The following is a 17,522-nucleotide window of genomic DNA, read 5'->3' on the forward strand; positions in this document are numbered from 1 at the left end:
GTTCCCCACCTCACAACGGTTTATACGTTTGCCCACCCACCCACTTTTCACCATCTTCCCAAATTTCTTTTTTCCAAATTGGGACGAGTTTTTTAATTTGTTCAATTGCAAATTCATTAGCTTTATATGCTATTTGTCGGTGCGGCGAAGATACAGCTATGATTACCGCAGTTTCAGAAATTTGCAATTTTCCGATTCGATGGGCAATTGCGATACGAGTTCCCGGCCACTTCCTTTGAATGTCAGCTCCAATTTCGGTAAGTATTTTCTCAGCCATTGGTACATAAGCTTCATATTCTAAAAATAGCGTTCGTTTTCCATTCGTCCACTCTCTGACAATACCGGAAAACAGCGTCACTGCACCTACTTCTGCATGTGTCACGTATTGTAAATAACGATTGGGACATAGCACTTCTGGTGTAACTTCAAATGGGTTCATATTTTCCTCCGTCTAAAGACTTTTGGGATGGACAGTCCGGAAATTTAACTGCTTCTTACTCCTGTATGACCCAGTTTTCTCCGCCTTCATCCACGCCAAGTAACAAGACGTCTACTATTTCCCCTTTCTTATATCCGTGTGTTCCGCCTGGAAGAACTATGAACGAATTGCCTCGTGCGATCGAAGTAACAGAGTTCGATTTATTAAAACCGGCAGGATTAATGATTGCGCCTGTTGGACTTGATTCGTAGACAGCCCGGATAAATTGCGTAAACGGATTTTCTTGTAAATCTTCCTGTAAAACTGCTTTACTATAAGGTAAATATGGCTTATTTGAACCGCTCATAGCAAAAAGCGCTGGTCTGGCAAACAATTCAAATCCGACAAAACTGGAACTAGGATTTCCAGACAAGCCAAATAATAAAACATGATCAGTATGTGCAACAGTTGTCACACTACCTGGACGCATTTTTACTTTATTAAATAGGACTTCCGCCCCCATCCTTTCATAAACAGCTGGTAAGTAATCATAGTCACCTACCGACACGCCCCCTGTTGTAATTACCGCATCGCAATCTTTTGCCGCTTGCTTAACTGATAAATAACAGGCCTCTACATCATCATTCAATACACCTAGCCATCTGGGCTCCACACCCAGTCTCTTGAGCTGGGCTATTATCATCGGACCGTTAGAATTTCGAATTTTTCCTGGTTTAAGCTGAGTTGACACATCCAGTAATTCAGAGCCAGTAACAAGCAAACCAACAACGGGTCGTTTCGCCACTTTCACATGCGTATAGCCAAACGTCGCCAAAACAGCAATCACGCCTGGAGTAATATGGGACCCTTTTTCAATAATGACTTCACCTTTTTTTGCATCTTCTCCTTTTAAGGATACATTTTCAAGTTGAGTAAACGTCTTGCGAATTGTAAATGAATGTTCACCACTAACTGTTTGCTCAAGCATAACCACCGCATCCGATTCTTTCGGTAGTTCAGCACCCGTCATGATACGGGCTGCTTTATTTTTGCCAAGCAGTGCGGTCGACACATCGCCTGCAGCAATACGATCAATCACTGTAAAAGCAATTGGCGAATAACTGGATGCTCCTGTTGTATCTACAGAACGAACCGCAAAACCGTCATAGATAGAACGGTTAAATGGCGGGACATCATGGCTCGCCAATACAGGTTCTGCTAAAATACGCCCTGCCGCTTCAGATAGAGGAATCGTTTCACTTTGGATTTTATCTACTTTTTTCATAATTCTTGAGATCGCTTCTTTTACTGTGATCGGATTCCTGTTTTCAAAAATGGCCAATGACCTCCTCTCGAGAGAAAAGTGTATATGTTCGGTAAGTAATAACCACTCCCTGTTAGATATTAGATTCGGTGCGAAATAATCATAAAAACGCACCCTTTAGTCAGGTAGGGCATTTTAAAATTTCAACTATTTTACTTATATTCGGACATGTATTACAAAATGCCCCCATATTAAATGATGTAGTTTCAACCGAATAATTGATGATACAACGATTTTGCTTCGTTCACATCTTGAATTCCATGTAAGAGTAAACGACCATTGGCAAATATCATTACACGACAACCTTTATATTCTATTTGAACGAAGTAAGGAGTTCGTTTTGACGGGAGTCTTTGTTTTTTTGCTACATTTTCACCATCATCAAGTGTGAGTGTTCGCCCATTAGCAGGAATAATTTGCACTGAATCACGGCCACAAAATGAAGCGAACTTTGTTTGAGTTGATCGTTGAAGCGCAGGGTACATACGTTCCTCGCCACATGAAGGGCAATCAGAACGCTTCATTTTTTCTATTCCAAATTGATGCTGTTGATTAGTCCAGACATCAAGCCATACCAGCTTTTTTTTCATATTATCTTTATCACCGCAAAGATATTTGAACACCTCAGCACATTGGAAAGCAGCTGTCATAAAAACCGCTGGAGCAATCACTCCAACCGTAGCACATGTATCATTAGTAGCTGGTAAAACGGGCAATAAACAGCGAAAACAGGCAGATAAATCTGAATAAAAAGACTTTACAACGCTCGTACTTCCCACACACGCACCGTAAATCCACGGTATTTGATGCTTCAGACTGGCGTCATTAACGATCAGCCTTGTTTCAAAATTATCAGTGCCATCGACAATAATATCGCTTCGTTTAGTAAAATGTTCAATCAGTTCAGCATCTGCATGATCAAATACCGTTTTAACTGAAACATGTTGATTTACTTGATTGAGTCGTCTTTTTGCGGCTTCTACTTTGGGAAGCATCTCAATAGCATCTTGTTCAGTGTACAGCGTTTGACGGTGTAAATTAGAAATTTCAACATAATCTCGATCTACTAGAATTAATGTTCCAATACCAGCACGGGCGAGAATATCTGCTACCGCACATCCGAGCGCTCCGCAGCCAATAATAGTCACGCAAGCTTCTTGAAGCTTGCGCTGGCCTTCTGTACCAAGCATTTGAAATCGCTTCTGCTGTATAAATCGATCGTCCATTCCCCTACACTCCCTACTTTCGATTCCTTTTATCAAAATTATCATGAAGCTTCCAAGGTTATGAAATGTCAAAAACCACCCAGATATTATCCTTTCTTCATTATGACCTGATTCCAGTTTTCGCAATTAGAATCGAACCATATTGCACAATTACCATCAACATTTTTACGCTAAAAAAATGGCTCGTATCATGTTTATGAGCAAGTATTAAAGGAAGCAAAAAACTGACCACTTTATATTCTTATACTTTTCTAAGGAAACTTTAACCTTCTTTTTCTTTTTCTATAAATTCCATTGGTTATGATAAAAATAAAGATATAAAAAATTATGGAGGTCAAAAACCATGCATATCATAACAAAGCTAGTAACCGGTGCTATAGTCATAGGTGGGATCGGAGCGAGTGCTTATGCGATGACAAGTAATAAACTTACTACACTACAGACAAATGAAACTTCACCGAAAAGTGTAATATCACAAAAGATTACTGAACAAAAAGCAAATGAACTTGCACTGAATGAAACAAAAGGTGGTATTGTAACGAATACTCATTTAGACGAAGATAGAGAGGGTAAAAAATACGAAGTTATTATCGTAAAACAAGATATAAAATACGAAATAGATATTGATGCCTTAACAGGCAAAGTTTTAGAAGTCGATCAAAACATATTAGGAAAAAACGATCTCAAGATTGAGGTAAATGAACTTCAAAACGTTTCGACAAATATATCTTTAGTAGATGCAAAACAAATAGCTTTAGATAAAGTAAGAGGGACGATAACCGAAGCGGATTTGGATTACTTTAACAATCGTATAGTCTATAATTTCGAAATAAGCACAGCCGACCATCGTGAAACAGGAGTGATCATTGATGCAAACAATGGACAAGTATTAAAAGTTGAAGAATACAAATAAATAGTCTGCCCAGGACGTGAATTCAAATTGATAAGTGAACACAATTGATTATCGTTTTAACTTAGTAAGCTGTAATCTAGCTTTTACTTACCACACTAAAAATGGTCGAACTATTTAGTTCCTTTTGGAGGAATAGTTCGACCATTTTATTCTTTTTGGTTGCCCTCCAATTTTTTATGCATTCCTGCATTATGCTCTCTATAATTTTTGCATGCATCCCTGAAACATGTTATTTTTATCCCCTTAGGAAGCTCATCTTTATATTTTTCATAACAATAGCATTTACCCATGAATAACAACCTTTCTGCAAAACCTCTAAGTTGCTTACGGAAGGAGCCTTCGTATTAAAACATTAAAAAACGTCTGCTTTTGGGACATTTCTTTTAGTTACAACAGTAATATTTAATGTTATTAGAAAGGGATGGCCCATCGCCCTCCCTTAATTATAAAGGATATTATAAGATCTCCTCTGTTACATTATTAATTTTCCAGCCATTTTTCTGATGCACAACTTCAACTGATAGGTGCTTTGCTTTCACTTTATTGTCATCAGAAAAAACCTCATATACGAAAATCGCTTTTTCAGAATTAATCTCATGCTCTTTCAACTTCAGATAATCATTAGATTGACTGAAGCTATACCTCAAATATTTTCCATTATCGAATGTAATGCCTGTTGACTCGATACTAACATCTTCTGCCACTCTATTCTTCAACTCAACTAGATCCTTTGTTTCGACAGCTTCCATAAAACGGGAAATACCTTCGTTAATACTAAAAGCAATTTGGTGATTCTTTTCAAGCATTGATATATATTCCTCTAATTCCGCTACTTTATCTTTTAATTGTAAGTTTTCATCTATAATCTTCATTTCCCGAAGTTTTGCATCTTCCGTGCTGCTAACAGAAAAATAACTGCAGGAACTTAATAGAATGATCGTGCTACATATTCCACCCAATATTATATTTCTTACCACGAGCACTCACCCCCACAAGAATTTTGCCTCTCTCTATTATTAAACGTATTCAATATCAAAAAAGTTTCAAATTTTTGATATTATTTTGACAAATATCAACTTTTCTCCCAAATATCATTCATTTTTATGAATAACCGCTTGAATCGATGATTAATAGCAGTAATTTGTAGATAAATTCACAGTTTAACTGAAAACATTTCTCCACGACGGCAATACATGGTATACTTTTATAGATATTGTCATTGGAGGTATGTAAGTAAATGATTACTGTTAATAATGTCGGCCTGCGCTATGGTGACCGTAAGTTATTTGATGAAGTTAATATAAAATTCAATCCGGGCAACTGTTACGGTTTGATCGGAGCAAATGGAGCTGGAAAATCTACATTTCTAAAAATCCTTTCTGGTGAAATAGAAGCACAAACAGGCGACGTTCACATGGGACCTGGTGAACGTCTTGCTATTTTGAAACAAAACCATTTTGAATTCGAAGAACATGAAGTACTTAAAGTTGTTATTATGGGCCATGAAAAACTGTACCAAGTGATGCAGGAAAAAGATGCCATCTATATGAAAGAAGATTTCACGGACGAGGACGGCATGAAAGCAGCTGAACTTGAAGGTGAATTTGCAGATATGAATGGATGGGAAGCAGAATCTGAAGCGGCTATCCTTCTTAAAGGTCTAGGAATTGGTGAAGATCTTCATACAAAGAAAATGGCTGAATTATCAGGTGGAGAGAAAGTAAAAGTATTACTTGCTCAAGCCCTATTCGGTAAACCGGACGTTCTTCTTCTAGATGAGCCTACCAACCACCTTGACTTAAAAGCCATTAAATGGTTAGAAGAATTCTTAATCAACTTTGAAAACACGGTCATTGTTGTTTCACATGATCGTTACTTCCTAAATAAAGTTTGTACGCATATTGCTGATCTTGATTTCGGTAAAATCAAAGTATACGTCGGAAACTATGATTTCTGGTATGAATCAAGCCAACTTGCTCTTAAATTGGCTCAAGATGCTAACAAGAAAAAGGAAGAAAAAATTAAAGAATTACAAGCCTTCGTGGCAAGGTTTAGTGCCAACGCTTCTAAATCAAGTCAAGCAACTTCGCGTAAAAAGTCTCTTGAGAAAATCACTTTAGATGATATTCAACCATCATCTCGTCGTTATCCATATGTTGCGTTCACACCGGAACGTGAAATTGGCAATGATTTATTACGTGTTGAAGACATCTCAAAAACAATTGACGGTGTTAAAGTATTAGACAATGTAAGCTTCATTATGAATAAAGACGACAAAATTGCTTTTGTTGGGAAAGACGAAATTGCTAAAACAACATTGTTTAAAATTCTAGCAGGCGAAATGGAACCAGATAGTGGTTCATTCAAATGGGGTATAACAACCACTCAAGCCTATTTCCCGAAAGACAATGCTGAATACTTTGAAGGAATTGACACTACATTAGTCGATTGGTTACGTCAATACTCACCAAACGATCAAACAGAAAACTTCCTGCGTGGTTTCTTAGGAAGAATGCTCTTCTCTGGTGAAGAAGTACTGAAGAAACCTAGTGTTCTATCTGGTGGAGAAAAGGTTCGTTGCATGTTATCAAAAATGATGTTGAGTGGTTCAAATGTTCTAATGCTTGATGAACCAACATCTCACCTTGATTTAGAATCCATCACTGCTTTGAATAACGGCCTTATTAATTTTAAAGGCTCATTGATTTTTGCATCACACGATCATCAGTTTACTCAAACAATCGCTAACCGTATTATTGAAATAACTCCAAGTGGTACGGTAGATAAACAAGTAACATATGATGAATATCTTGAAAATGGCGAACTTCAAAAACAAATTGCTGCGATGTATTAATAGGTTGAATCCATGGGTGACTCAAAATGAGTCACCTTTTCTTTATATGGTTAAAACTTAGAACCCTGGATACTTTATTTAATTCATTTATGGCATTAGCATATTTTATTATATTCTGACGAGGAAATTGTTGAAATTCATATTTTTCTTAGATCTACTTCATTTTTAAATTTCTCCAGTTATTTTACCGAGGTTTATGTTGGAGTCATTTTGGCATAATGGAAATAAGGAGTGATGATTCATGAATGAAAGTGAGAGCAAGGAACTTTTTGAAGAAGCAGGCCTTTTGTTTTTGTTTGAAAAATTCCAATATCAGTTTTATGTGACAGACTTACTTGGAAAAATAAAACCAGAAATATTGGAGAGTTTTTTAAATTGCTACGAATTTCAACAAAATGAACCACTTTTTTTTGATGAATTCGCTTTTCATTTTAGAATTTTTCAAAATATCTCCCTTAAAAATAATTGGGTCAATTGATAAACGGTATACTTTTGATTTAAAATCCAACATACTAGAACCATTGAAATATTACTTTTTGAATGGTCTGTTTAAGTATGACAAAACAGATGAAAAAACAAAAAAAGAAGCGATTCGAAAAAATAAAGGAGTTCTTCGGAGAGTTAATTGGAGAAGGTATATTTCATCTGATTTTTCAAGTATTAAGTTTACCTTTCCGCGCTGTCTGGTGGTTAATTACGAAGATATTTGACCGATTTGATTGGAATTGATTCTATGACAAAGTAATGCAGATATCCCAATACATAGTTTTAGACCTCGTAAATACTAAACACTGGATACGTGCATAGATAACAAGGTCTAATTGGAATACATTCGTTATTACGCCATCAGTATACCGGATATCCCCCATTATAAGGATACTGATAGGGATAAGGGTACGATGGGTACGGGTATGGTCTCGGTCTGACACCATAGCCTCCAAAACTCCCGCCTAATAAAGCGCCCGCAGCAAGCCCACCGAGCAAACCGCCAGCCAATCCTCCACCAAATCCTCCAAAGCCAACGCCACCGAATCCTCCAAAGCCAACGCCACCGAATCCTGGCCGACCACCATATACAGGTCTTCTTAGATCATAACCATGATAGAAATAAGGATATTCTTGGTTCATTATAACCCTCCTCGATTTCTTCTAAATTCCTATTCCTAATAGGTGTATGTTCTATAATCTTGTTTGCATAGACATTCGTCTTAGTTTTGTTAAATTAGCTATACAAATCTATTTATTATGTAAACCCTCAAACAGTAAAAGGCAACTCCATATCACACGGTTTATTAAGATTGGGACAAGTTTAGTCATCCGCATTCTTTTCCTTTACTTCATCAAAAATAAAAGGTCCGACACCGAAACTAGTAAATCCAGTATGTAGTGTAATTACACTACATACTGGATTTAAAGTACGTGGTCAGACCCTTTGATATCCTTATTTCTCTTGCATTTCTTTACTTGCAGCCATTGTTAGGTTCGTTTCAACGAGTTCAGTTTCAGCACGATTTCGATCTAATTGTGGGTTTCTTTTTCCTGCGAAACTTTCTAATAAATCCTTTACATCAATTCCTGAAGAAGCCTTCAGTGATTCCTGTAAAGTTGACATGAGATTAGTCGCATAACTGGTTACTTTATTGGCACCGCTGTTTGGGCCATTGCTACCAGTATCTACTACTGTAATCTTATCGATATTACCTAATGGAGCTGCCACTTGCTTCGCATATTCAGGAAGCATTTTCAAAATCATGTCCATAACAGCCGCTTGACCGAACTGTTCAAATGCCTCGGCGATTTTTTGCTTCGCTTCTGCTTCGGCAACCCCTTTTAATCGAATGATTTCAGCTTCTGTTGTTCCTTGAGCTTTCTGTGCCTCTGCTTTTGCCAGACCATCCACTCTAATTTTTTCTGCCTCTGCTTTCGCCATTGCTTCTACGCGATATTTATTCGCATCTGTCTCAGCAATATCTTTCATTTTATTTGCTGAAGCAGCTTGCTCAACAGCATAGCGATCTGCATCTGCTTTTTTCTTCACTTCAGAATCATATTGTTTCTCACGGCGCAGAATCTCTTTTTCCTCAAGTTCAATTTGCTTTTGCCGTTCAATGATTTTAATTTGCATTTCCTGTTCTGTTACTTCCTGTTTCGAACGAGCAGTCTCTAGGTCGTATGCTTGGTCAGCTCGAGCTTTTGCGATATCTTGTTCTCTGCGGAATTCTGCAACTTTCAGTTTATTAATTTTTTCTGCTTCAGCAATTTCTGTTGCTCGCTCTAGTTCCGCTTGCTGTGCTTCTTTCGATGCTTCAGCCCGTTTGATTCTTGTTTCTTTATCAGCTTCAGCTGTAGCAATATCAGCATCCCGTTTCACTTGAGCGATTCGAGGTTTACCAAGTGAATCAAGATAGCCATTCTTATCACGAACATCTTTAATAGTGAATGATACGATCACCAAACCCATTTTCGCAAGATCCTGAGAAGCCACACGTTGAACTTCTTGTGAAAATTTCTCACGGTTTTTATAGATCTCTTCTACTGTCATGGAACCAAGGATGGAACGCAAATGTCCTTCAAGCACTTCACGCGCCTCTTGTTCGCGATCTTCCTTCGCTTTTCCTAAAAATTGTTCAGCAGCAGTCGCAATCTCGTTGATTGTACTACCAATTTTAATGATGGAAACACCGTCTGCCATTACTGGAACACCTTGCTCTGTATAAACTTCCGGAGTGGAAACTTCCAATTTACTAGATAACAAGCTTAGTGGTTCTGCTTGTTGAAAAACTGGCAGTACAAATGCTCCGCCTCCACGGACGATTTTAATTTTATTTCCCGATTCATCTGTGTGTACATTTTTGTTGCCTAAGTAACTTCCTGTAATAATTAAAGCCTCATCAGGTCCTGCAGTCCGATATTTCGTGATAAATACCCCAACAAGAACTAATAATAATACAACGACTACTCCAATAATCCATAAATATTCTAGCATCTAAAATATCCCCCTATCCAATTTCTATCTGTTGATGTGGTAAAACATGTAATACGCCATTTTTCACTTCAATTACTAATACGATCGATGCTGCTGGAATTGCTTCATTATTAAAGCTTACTGCAGGCTTCGCAATCGAGCCACTCGCACCTTCAATCAGCACTTCCCCAAAACCATCCACTGGAACGGATGTTAGCACTTTGCCGATTCTTCCTTTCAAGTCCGATTCGGAAATGGATAGTGATTCTTCCGCAGTTGATAATGGTATAAGAATGAAAATATTCAACAAGCTGACAATCAGGAGCGCAATGCATCCAGATATGACTGCGGATAAACCACTATGCAAGTTTGTTACCTTTTCAAAAAGATAACCAGAAGCACCGAAAACGGTGAGAAAAGCGAGGATTAATACCGGATTTAAGTAATCGGGAGCTTCCAAGCCGGAAAGGATATCATTGAATAAAATAAAAATAAGAGTCAATGCACCAGAAATAATTAAAGTATATAAGTAAATTGTTTCAAGTGGGAATCCAAATACCTCCATCGTCCTCATCCTTTATTCTCAATTTTTAAATCTGGTCATACATCTCATTTACATGACTGGTAAACACTCCTCTCTTTCTTTTTTGTTGCTTACCTACTATACGAATTTGTTTTGCGAAGGTTTCACCTTTTTTTAAAATCTCTAGAATCATTCTTATTTTCACATTATTTCAAAAAAGTTAAAAAATAATAGATTGACAGTCAACATCATCACGATTAAAATTGAATTGTAAACCAAATATATTTATAAGTTAACAAAAGGAGTGGAAATCTTGCAAACTAAAAGTCAAACTCGGCTAGTCAATCTTATTATTATTGCTTTATTTGCAGCAATCATTGGAATCCTCTCACAAGTCATGATTCCAATTCCACCTGTTCCATTTACAGGGCAAACATTAGCAGTTGGCTTAGCTGCAACAATATTAGGCGCAAAAAGAGGAACGTATTCTGTACTTCTTTACTTATTACTTGGTGCAGTCGGAATCCCTGTGTTTGCAGAAATGACAAGTGGAATTTCACGAATTGTTGGACCTACTGGTGGCTATTTAATCGGCTTTATTCCAGCTGCTTTTTTCATTGGCTTTTATCTTGAAAAAACGAAGTACACTGTGTTTCATGCAATCATTGCGAACATCATTTCCATGTTCTTTCCATTACTAATTGGTACAGCTTGGCTTAAGATTGTAGCATCAATGTCTTGGACAGCTGCATTTGTTGGGGGTTTTCTCCCTTTCATCCTTGTCGGTATTGCAAAAGCAATCCTTGCTGGCTGGTTAGGTATTCTTCTTCGCTCCAGGTTAGAGACAGCCAAAGTACTTCCAAAGAACACTACAGCTTGATTAGCAACCAACAAAAAAGGAACAGCGTCGCTGCTCCTTTTGTTTATTTGTTATTCTTATATTCTTTTTTTGTACCATCATTAAAATGAATGTCTAATTCAAACTCCTGATAATTTTCATCAAGGTTAAACACTTGCAGTACTTCTTTAATAACTTCATTATCTGAAGTATCTTTTGTAAAAGTTAGTTGATCGAATTTAGTGTTTAATTGACTCATCGCATCATCACCATACATATGCTCTCCATTCATTTCATCTTCAATAGACGCTTCCATATCACCTAATGTATCATAATCAACACTATACTCTTTATCGCCCGCATACTCCACGCCAAGTTCAAATTCCTTAAATTTACCTTTAGCAGCTAATTCTGTGTTCTGAATTTGATCCTGCTCTACATTAGCATTCCCGCTATTTGTTTGTCCGGCCTTTTCTTCCACTGGCGGATTATCAACCTCGTTTTTGTTTCCACAAGCAGCTAACAAAAGTATGGCTGCAAATGAGACAAATAATACTTGTAATGACTTTTTCACAAAATGAGACCTCCTTGTACTTATTAGTTTATCTATTTCCCGAATAAAGAAATTTAAACCTTGCAAAAGTAATCTTCAACTAAAACCACCAACTTATTCATATTTGGTTGACTTTTGTTTTTTAATTCAATATCGCATTAGTTAAAAATCAACAAGAATAGAGCCTTGAATGAACGTTCCTTTTTTAATCAATTTGTCCCGTTATAACAACTGAATCGGGATTATATACAGTAATACAGCAAAAAAGTGTGCAGCAGATCCGCCTAATACAAATAAATGCCATACTGCATGATGAAATGGAAACCCACGCCACACATAGAATATCGCTCCAACTGTGTAAAGTAAGCCGCCTATCATTAATAATTGGACACCCGTTGCCGGCAAGTTTGCGGATATTGGTCCCCATGCTATGACAATCATCCACCCCATTGCAATATACAAAAGGGTCGAGAGAAATAGGAACTTTTTCACAAAGAATGCTTTAAAAACAGTCCCTACTATTGCTACTGCCCAAACAATACTAAGAAGAGTCCAACCTAACGTACCATGAACCGCAATAAGCATAATCGGCGTATATGTACCGGCAATGAAAAAATAGATGGCTGAGTGATCAAAAATCTCAAAAACATCTTTCGCTTTTCCTTCTGGAAAGCTATGCACCAAAGTTGATGCTACGAACAAGGTGAGCATCGAAACTCCATAAATTGTAGCAGCTACCACATGCCAGGCATTTCCTTGCTGCACTGAAAAAATAATTAAAAATACTAAAGCTGCGATACTAAGCAATACACCGATACCATGCGTGATTGCATTAGCAACTTCTTCCTTCTTAGTATAAACATGAGTATTTGCCATTCACTCAGCTCCAAATTTCCGGCCAATCTTCTTCCCTATTTCAGGAATTCCAGCCTTTTATGATTCATTTCATTTAGTATACTCCACTTCTTTGCTGTATTAAAGAAAAAGGGATGAAGAAGCGTATACCTTCTTCATCCCTTAATATGTTTTAAATGGCAAAATGATGTGCACCGATTATTTTCGTCACGTTTAGCGTTCTCATCCATTTACTGCTTGATATGCTCGGATTATAAAAATATAATTGATCAAACGTATAACCTTGAATGGCGAGTGCTTCATTAACAGCTTTTTTCGAATCTTCATCAGCAGGTTCTTTGATACTACCGTCATCTACCGGTGAAAATTGGTTGTCCTGATAAATGACTTCAGAAATTGTATCCGGAAAAGCATGATCATGAACGCGATTCAAAACAACAGCTGCAACTGCAACCTTGCCATCATATGGTTCACCTTTCGCCTCAGCATGAACCAATCTGCTTAACAGCTCTTTATCACTGTCACTAATACTAGTAGGTATGATAAATGTTTCACCAGGAATCACGACATTATTATCATTATCATTAACTTCCTTTAACTGTTGAATTGGCACACCATATTGCTTTGCGATATCCCAAATCGTTTCCCCTTGTTTTGTAAGATGCTGTTTCTGTGCAGCATATACCTTTGATGTATTTACAGGTAAATTATACCCAATAGAAATTATACAAAAAGTGATCATACATATCACGATACTTAAAAGTTTCATCCTGTAACCTCCTTGTTAAGCACTTCACAAGGATAACAAGCATTCAAGTGTTTTTCAGTGTTCAATTTTTCCCAAGGAAATTGAGGAAAAGAATAGTAATTTTATTGATTGCTTCATAAAATTGCGTATACACGCATCATATCAGCGTTTATACGCAATTTCTTTTTACTTTACATAATTTAGCCATTGAATAACATGGAAGCTGTGCATGAACTTACATTAGAATTGATTTCACTTTATGGTATTTATTTGATAAACAATCATTACATTCATGACTTATACCTCCTCGTGAAAGAATTATTCAAGCTGCTTTTGCTCGTTCATTCATTCTTACCATGTCAATAATAGTGGCTCATCTCGTTCTTTTAAGAATTTTTTTGATTTCCATATAAAAAAGATGACCAATGAAGGGCTTAAATGAGCTCCATTGATCATTTTTTCAAAATTTGTTATACCGTTTTCTTTTTCCAAAGCCCAAGAATAATCCCAGTGATTAATGAGCCGATTAAGATCGCTAAAATATAGAGGAATGGGTGATTGACAAGGGGAATAACAAAAATCCCACCATGTGGCGCTGGCAAAGTTACGTTAAATAACATAGATAAACCACCAGCTGTTGCTGCACCTATTACACTGCTTATGATCACACGTATTGGATCAGCTGCTGCGAATGGAATAGCTCCTTCTGTTATGAAAGATGCTCCCATGAAAATATTCGTAACCCCTGATTTCTTTTCTGTATCAGAAAATTTGCGCTTAAACATAATTGTAGCAAGGGCAATTCCAAGCGGTGGAACCATACCACCTGCCATTACGGCTGCGTGTGGGCCAAAGCTCGAAGCTTCGATTGCCGCTATACCAAATGTAAAGGCTGCTTTATTAATAGGGCCTCCCATATCAACAGCCATCATCCCACCTAGCAATATACCAAGTAAGACTGCATTCGTACCTGACAAGCTTTGTAGCCAATTCGTAAGACCGCTATTAATCGATGAAACGGGTCCGTTTATAACAAACATCATAATAAGTCCGGTAATTAAAATACCAAATACAGGGTAAAGTAAAACGGGTTTAATCCCTTCCAATGTTGCAGGGAGCATATTAAATAGTTTTTTCAAGCCTAATACTACATAACCGGCAAGGAATCCGGCAATCAAACCGCCTAGAAATCCAGCACCTGCTTCTGCAGCTAAGTAACCACCGACAATACCTGGGGCAAATCCCGGTCGATCAGCAATACTGCTCGCGATGAAACCTGCAAGGATTGGCACCAGGAAGAAGAAGGCACCGCCTCCACCAATATCATTTAAAGCCTTTGCAATTGGATTATAGGTTGGATCAGCAGGATTATTTGCATGAATGCCAAACATAAAGGATAGTGCAATCAGAATACCGCCACCAACGACGAACGGAAGCATGTTACTTACACCACTCATTAAATGTTTATAAATACCATTCCCGCCTTTTTCCTTGCTTTCTGCTTTGCTGGCATCACCTTTATAAACAGGGGCATCACCCTTTATTGCTCGCGTAATCAACTCTTCCGGTTTTCGCACCCCTTGTGCAACAGGGACGATCACGACTTTTTTCCCAGCGAATCGATTCATTTCAACTTGTTTATCTGCCGCAACAATAATCCCATCCGCTTCTTCAATTTCCGAAGCTGTTAAGCCATTTTTAATCCCTGTCGAACCATTCGTTTCAACTTTAATATCAACACCCATTTCTTTCGCTTTTGCTTTAAGCGCATCAGCAGCCATATATGTGTGTGCAATACCTGTTGGGCAAGCGGTAACAGCCAAGATTTTTTTATTTCCCGTAGAAGATACAGGTTCATTTTTTTCTACTTCTTCTTCCTCTGCGTTTTCTTGTTCTTTTTTGTCAATCAATGAAATGATTTCTAATTCTGATTGCGCCGATAACAATTGATCCCGGAAACTAGCATCCATCAATAAAGAAGATAATCTTGATAAGGTTTCTAAATGAGCATTGTTCGCACCTTCACTTGCAGCGATCATAAAGAGTAAATGTGCCGGCTGACCATCAAGAGATTCATAATCTACACCTTGCGTGGATCGTGCAAACGCAATGCTGGGCGTTTTTACTGCAGCTGTTTTTGCATGCGGGATCGCGATTCCTTCGCCTATCCCTGTCGTGCTTTGTGCTTCACGTGCTAAAATGGCTTTTTTATATGCTTCTTTATCATTCAAACGATCTGCACCTGATAATTTCTCAACCAATTCATCAATGGCATCTTGCTTAGTCGTTGCTTTAAAATCTATAATCACTGTTTCTCTCTTTAATAAATCGGTGATTTTCATCCTTTTATCCCCCTGTAATCTCACTAACTTCAATCTGCGATACTAAATGTTCGATATCGACTTTTTGACAAAGGTCGGCTGAAAACGCAGTGGCACTTCCCGAAGCAATACTAAATTTAAATGCTTCAAGTAGATTTCCTGTTTTTTTATACGTCCCGATAAAACCCGCTACTAGTGAATCACCTGCTCCAACCGAATTCACGACGTTTCCTTTAGGTACGTTCGCTGTATATATTTTGTCAGATGTACATAAGACTGCACCATCACCAGCCATGGAAACAATAACATGTTTCGCGCCTAAAGCAACAAGTTTCTTCCCATATGTAGCAGCATCCTCGATCGTATGAATCTCCGTTTCAAAAATCTCTCCAAGTTCATGATGGTTCGGTTTAATTAAAAACGGTTTATATTTCAGTACATTCAACAAAGAAGGGCCGCTTGTATCAACAATTACGTCAATTCCTTTATGCTCGCATTCCATCGCAACCGTTTCATAAAAGTCTGCAGGCATATTTGGAGCTACGTTACCAGCTAATATAATCGTATCTCCATTTTTTAATAGTTTGATTTTCTCCAAAATTTGCTCATATTGAAATCTAGAAATACTCGGCCCCAAGCCATTGATTTCCGTCTCATAATCACTTTTTAATTTAACATTGATCCTCGTATCCTCAGACACCTCAATAAAGTCCGTTTGAATTTGTTCATCCTGTAAAAAATCGCGAATGAATGAACCAGTAAATCCTCCTAAAAACCCCAAAGCAATAGAATCCATATTAATTGTCTTTAGAACACGTGACACGTTTATTCCTTTGCCTCCAGGGAATTTCGTATCCCGCTTCGTTCGATTTAATTGATTCTCTTTGAACTGATCAACTTCCACTATATAATCGATGGAAGGGTTAAGCGTTACCGTATATATCATGGTGTCACAACCTTTACATTTGAATGTTTTCGTAATAAAAGTACTGCCTCTTCATCATTTTCATCTGTTATTATCGTAACCTCTTCAATTGAGCCAACTCTGGCAAATGTGGTTTCAAATAGTTTCGAATGATCTGCAAGAACATACGATTTATTCGATAATTGAATCGCTCTCATTTTTAACAGTGCTTCGTCGGGATCTGGTGTTGTCAGCCCATAATCCGGATGGATTCCGTTCATACCTAAAAAACATTTATCAAAACGATAATCGGAAAGGAACTGAACGGCTTGAGTACCTACAATCGCGTTCGTTGCAATTTTCAATTTTCCTCCAACAAGAAATGTTTTTATGTCGGCCTCCATAAGTAATGGAAGATGCATAAGTCCATTTGTAAGGACCGTAACGTTCTTTTCCTTCATATAAGGGATCATTTCAAGTATGGTTGTTCCTGCATCAAGATAAACACAATCCCCATTATCGATGTAGGAAGCAGCTAGTTTGCCAATTTGTTGTTTTTCTACATGATTTGCATGTTTTTTTTCATTTATTGAAGGTTCGAGTCCTTTTTGCTTGAATAATGCAGCACCGCCATGCACCCTTTTTAACGCTTTCATTTCTTCCAATTGAACTAAATCTCGTCTAATGGTTGACTCAGAAGCATTCATCTGCTCAACAAGGTCCTGAAGCTTGATTGTTCCTTGCTCTTTCAGCAAAGCTAAAATCAATTGATGCCTCTCAGTTGTTAACAAAACCATTACCTCCCTCGCTATATCTGTATAATAAATGATTATCCGCAAAATTTCAATCAAAACCATTCAAATTCATTCACTTTCTATTACTTTTGTCCAAAATCATTCACCCGAAATAAGATTGCACCATTAATTACCAAGTTAAAATACCCTTGAACGTCTGCTCCCAATCCAACAATGAAAAAGATTCAGGTTCGCAATTTGTATCACCTTATGAAGTGTGGTACGAGGCCGATTTTTTAGAAGCCCTATCCCTTTTCCACTGAAAAGAAAAAATCCCCAATCTGAT

Annotated in this window: 17 protein-coding genes; 4 read left to right on the forward strand and 13 right to left on the reverse strand. The window is 37.6% G+C overall.

What is annotated here, in order from left to right:
• Positions 1–10: 10 nt before the first annotated feature.
• From AC1MGI_RS16270 to AC1MGI_RS16280, 3 genes are all read right to left on the reverse strand, one after another.
• Positions 11–439 carry a molybdenum cofactor biosynthesis protein MoaE gene (locus tag AC1MGI_RS16270; protein WP_480346242.1) on the reverse strand — a complete coding sequence of 143 codons (429 nt, stop codon included), beginning with the start codon at positions 437–439 and terminating at the stop codon, positions 11–13.
• Between the two features lie 55 nt (positions 440–494).
• Positions 495–1,754, reverse strand: a complete 1,260-nt coding sequence (locus tag AC1MGI_RS16275) for a molybdopterin molybdotransferase MoeA (RefSeq protein WP_480349827.1) — start codon at positions 1,752–1,754, stop codon at positions 495–497.
• A gap of 194 nt (positions 1,755–1,948) precedes the next feature.
• Positions 1,949–2,968 (reverse strand): ThiF family adenylyltransferase, encoded by a 1,020-nt coding sequence (locus AC1MGI_RS16280; protein WP_480346243.1) that lies wholly within the window; start codon positions 2,966–2,968, stop codon positions 1,949–1,951.
• A 343-nt stretch (positions 2,969–3,311) separates the two neighbouring features.
• Here AC1MGI_RS16280 and AC1MGI_RS16285 point away from each other — a divergent pair, with 343 nt between their 5' ends.
• Positions 3,312–3,881 carry a PepSY domain-containing protein gene (locus AC1MGI_RS16285; RefSeq protein WP_480346245.1) on the forward strand — a complete coding sequence of 190 codons (570 nt, stop codon included), beginning with the start codon at positions 3,312–3,314 and terminating at the stop codon, positions 3,879–3,881.
• A gap of 455 nt (positions 3,882–4,336) precedes the next feature.
• On the opposite strand, the gene AC1MGI_RS16290 is transcribed toward AC1MGI_RS16285, so the two are convergent.
• Complete coding sequence (locus tag AC1MGI_RS16290; RefSeq protein WP_480346247.1) at positions 4,337–4,858, reverse strand: hypothetical protein; 522 nt, start codon at positions 4,856–4,858, stop codon at positions 4,337–4,339.
• A gap of 260 nt (positions 4,859–5,118) precedes the next feature.
• Here AC1MGI_RS16290 and AC1MGI_RS16295 point away from each other — a divergent pair, with 260 nt between their 5' ends.
• Together AC1MGI_RS16295 and AC1MGI_RS16300 are read left to right on the forward strand one after the other, a co-directional pair.
• The gene (locus tag AC1MGI_RS16295; RefSeq protein WP_480346249.1) at positions 5,119–6,735 is read left to right on the forward strand and encodes an ABC-F family ATP-binding cassette domain-containing protein; all 1,617 of its coding nucleotides are present in this window, start codon (positions 5,119–5,121) and stop codon (positions 6,733–6,735) included.
• 241 nt (positions 6,736–6,976) lie between these two features.
• The gene (locus tag AC1MGI_RS16300; protein ID WP_480346251.1) at positions 6,977–7,213 is read left to right on the forward strand and encodes a hypothetical protein; all 237 of its coding nucleotides are present in this window, start codon (positions 6,977–6,979) and stop codon (positions 7,211–7,213) included.
• A 368-nt stretch (positions 7,214–7,581) separates the two neighbouring features.
• Here the strand turns inward: AC1MGI_RS16300 and AC1MGI_RS16305 are convergent, their stop codons facing one another.
• The 3 genes from AC1MGI_RS16305 to AC1MGI_RS16315 form a co-directional block, all read right to left on the reverse strand.
• Complete coding sequence (locus tag AC1MGI_RS16305; protein ID WP_480346253.1) at positions 7,582–7,863, reverse strand: hypothetical protein; 282 nt, start codon at positions 7,861–7,863, stop codon at positions 7,582–7,584.
• A 313-nt stretch (positions 7,864–8,176) separates the two neighbouring features.
• A complete protein-coding gene (locus AC1MGI_RS16310) occupies positions 8,177–9,721 on the reverse strand; it encodes a flotillin family protein (protein WP_480346254.1) in 1,545 nt (514 codons plus the stop codon).
• 13 nt (positions 9,722–9,734) lie between these two features.
• Positions 9,735–10,265, reverse strand: coding sequence for an NfeD family protein (locus AC1MGI_RS16315; protein WP_480346256.1), 531 nt, complete (start codon positions 10,263–10,265; stop codon positions 9,735–9,737).
• Between the two features lie 271 nt (positions 10,266–10,536).
• Here AC1MGI_RS16315 and AC1MGI_RS16320 point away from each other — a divergent pair, with 271 nt between their 5' ends.
• Complete coding sequence (locus AC1MGI_RS16320) at positions 10,537–11,103, forward strand: biotin transporter BioY (protein WP_480346257.1); 567 nt, start codon at positions 10,537–10,539, stop codon at positions 11,101–11,103.
• A gap of 43 nt (positions 11,104–11,146) precedes the next feature.
• Here the strand turns inward: AC1MGI_RS16320 and AC1MGI_RS16325 are convergent, their stop codons facing one another.
• The 6 genes from AC1MGI_RS16325 to AC1MGI_RS16350 form a co-directional block, all read right to left on the reverse strand.
• Positions 11,147–11,635 carry a YusW family protein gene (locus tag AC1MGI_RS16325; RefSeq protein ID WP_480346259.1) on the reverse strand — a complete coding sequence of 163 codons (489 nt, stop codon included), beginning with the start codon at positions 11,633–11,635 and terminating at the stop codon, positions 11,147–11,149.
• Between the two features lie 201 nt (positions 11,636–11,836).
• On the reverse strand, positions 11,837–12,490 hold the full coding sequence (gene trhA / locus AC1MGI_RS16330) for a PAQR family membrane homeostasis protein TrhA (RefSeq protein WP_480346260.1): 654 nt from the start codon (positions 12,488–12,490) through the stop codon (positions 11,837–11,839).
• 151 nt (positions 12,491–12,641) lie between these two features.
• Positions 12,642–13,238, reverse strand: coding sequence for a cell wall hydrolase (locus AC1MGI_RS16335; protein ID WP_480346262.1), 597 nt, complete (start codon positions 13,236–13,238; stop codon positions 12,642–12,644).
• A 449-nt stretch (positions 13,239–13,687) separates the two neighbouring features.
• The gene (locus tag AC1MGI_RS16340; RefSeq protein ID WP_480346264.1) at positions 13,688–15,559 is read right to left on the reverse strand and encodes a PTS fructose transporter subunit IIABC; all 1,872 of its coding nucleotides are present in this window, start codon (positions 15,557–15,559) and stop codon (positions 13,688–13,690) included.
• 4 nt (positions 15,560–15,563) lie between these two features.
• The gene (gene pfkB, locus AC1MGI_RS16345) at positions 15,564–16,484 is read right to left on the reverse strand and encodes a 1-phosphofructokinase (RefSeq protein ID WP_480346266.1); all 921 of its coding nucleotides are present in this window, start codon (positions 16,482–16,484) and stop codon (positions 15,564–15,566) included.
• On the reverse strand, positions 16,481–17,233 hold the full coding sequence (locus AC1MGI_RS16350) for a DeoR/GlpR family DNA-binding transcription regulator (RefSeq protein ID WP_480346268.1): 753 nt from the start codon (positions 17,231–17,233) through the stop codon (positions 16,481–16,483). Before AC1MGI_RS16350 ends, pfkB begins: the two co-directional genes overlap by 4 nt.
• Between the last annotated feature and the right edge of the window lie 289 nt (positions 17,234–17,522).

The organism is Peribacillus sp. BM1 (assembly GCF_056679975.1).

Excerpts from the sequence above, each read along its gene's own strand:
- AC1MGI_RS16270 (WP_480346242.1), bottom strand. The coding sequence starts at position 439 with ATGAACCCATTTGAAGTTACACCAGAAGTGCTATGTCCCAATCGTTAT.
- AC1MGI_RS16280 (WP_480346243.1), bottom strand. The coding sequence starts at position 2,968 with ATGGACGATCGATTTATACAGCAGAAGCGATTTCAAATGCTTGGTACA.
- AC1MGI_RS16285 (WP_480346245.1), top strand. The coding sequence starts at position 3,312 with ATGCATATCATAACAAAGCTAGTAACCGGTGCTATAGTCATAGGTGGG.
- AC1MGI_RS16295 (WP_480346249.1), top strand. The coding sequence starts at position 5,119 with ATGATTACTGTTAATAATGTCGGCCTGCGCTATGGTGACCGTAAGTTA.
- AC1MGI_RS16300 (WP_480346251.1), top strand. The coding sequence starts at position 6,977 with ATGAATGAAAGTGAGAGCAAGGAACTTTTTGAAGAAGCAGGCCTTTTG.
- AC1MGI_RS16305 (WP_480346253.1), bottom strand. The coding sequence starts at position 7,863 with ATGAACCAAGAATATCCTTATTTCTATCATGGTTATGATCTAAGAAGA.
- AC1MGI_RS16310 (WP_480346254.1), bottom strand. The coding sequence starts at position 9,721 with ATGCTAGAATATTTATGGATTATTGGAGTAGTCGTTGTATTATTATTA.
- AC1MGI_RS16315 (WP_480346256.1), bottom strand. The coding sequence starts at position 10,265 with ATGGAGGTATTTGGATTCCCACTTGAAACAATTTACTTATATACTTTA.
- trhA (WP_480346260.1), bottom strand. The coding sequence starts at position 12,490 with ATGGCAAATACTCATGTTTATACTAAGAAGGAAGAAGTTGCTAATGCA.
- AC1MGI_RS16335 (WP_480346262.1), bottom strand. The coding sequence starts at position 13,238 with ATGAAACTTTTAAGTATCGTGATATGTATGATCACTTTTTGTATAATT.
- AC1MGI_RS16340 (WP_480346264.1), bottom strand. The coding sequence starts at position 15,559 with ATGAAAATCACCGATTTATTAAAGAGAGAAACAGTGATTATAGATTTT.
- pfkB (WP_480346266.1), bottom strand. The coding sequence starts at position 16,484 with ATGATATATACGGTAACGCTTAACCCTTCCATCGATTATATAGTGGAA.